This window comes from Bradyrhizobium sp. NBAIM08, assembly GCF_020193935.1.
GTDB lineage: Bacteria > Pseudomonadota > Alphaproteobacteria > Rhizobiales > Xanthobacteraceae > Bradyrhizobium > Bradyrhizobium yuanmingense.
The window spans coordinates 1-611 of the sequence record NZ_JADYVR010000073.1; the positions used below are offsets into that span (position 1 = coordinate 1).

1 protein-coding gene is annotated in these 611 nt (G+C 71.8%); it reads left to right on the forward strand.

Annotated elements, in window-relative coordinates; translation table 11 throughout:
• Nucleotides 1-34 precede the first annotated feature (34 nt).
• Nucleotides 35-611, forward strand: a 577-nt coding sequence (locus I6F37_RS38440; RefSeq protein ID WP_276573797.1) for an ATP-binding cassette domain-containing protein, incomplete at its 3' end; no start/stop codon positions are given.

A 611-nucleotide genomic window follows, 5' to 3' on the forward strand; every position in this document is an offset into this window, starting at 1 on the left:
CTACGCCTCGCCGCTGCGCCAGGACGCACGGCCGATGGACGGCATCTTCCACGCCAGCTTCGTGTCCGCCCGCATGCACTGGGCGATGTCGCGGCTGGCGAACAGCGAGACGCTGACGCCCGAGCAGCGCGAGCGCGCCCGCGCCGCGGCCGAATCCGACCGGCGCAACTTCGCGGCCGGCCACGGCGTCGTCGCCGAGGCTGTGAAAGGCGTGAGCTTCGACGTCCCCGAGAACACGACCGTCGCGCTGGTCGGCGAATCGGGTTCGGGCAAGAGCGTCACCGCGATGAGCGTGCTGAACCTGCTGCCCGACAACGCGGTCCGCACCGGAGCGATCCGGTGGCAGGGGCGCGACCTGCTGCGGGCCGGCCTGCGCGAGCTGCAGGCGATGCGCGGCAAGGAGATCGCGTGCGTGTTCCAGGACCCGATGAGCTCGCTCAACCCGGTGTTCACCGTCGGCGACCAGCTCGTCGAGCCGTTGACGAAGCATTTGAAGCTCGGCCGCGCCGCGGCGCTCGAGCGCGCCGAGGAACTGCTCGCCGAAGTCGGCATCCCCGACCCGAAGCGGCGGCTGGCGAGCCACCCGCACGAGATGAGCGGCGGCCAGCAGC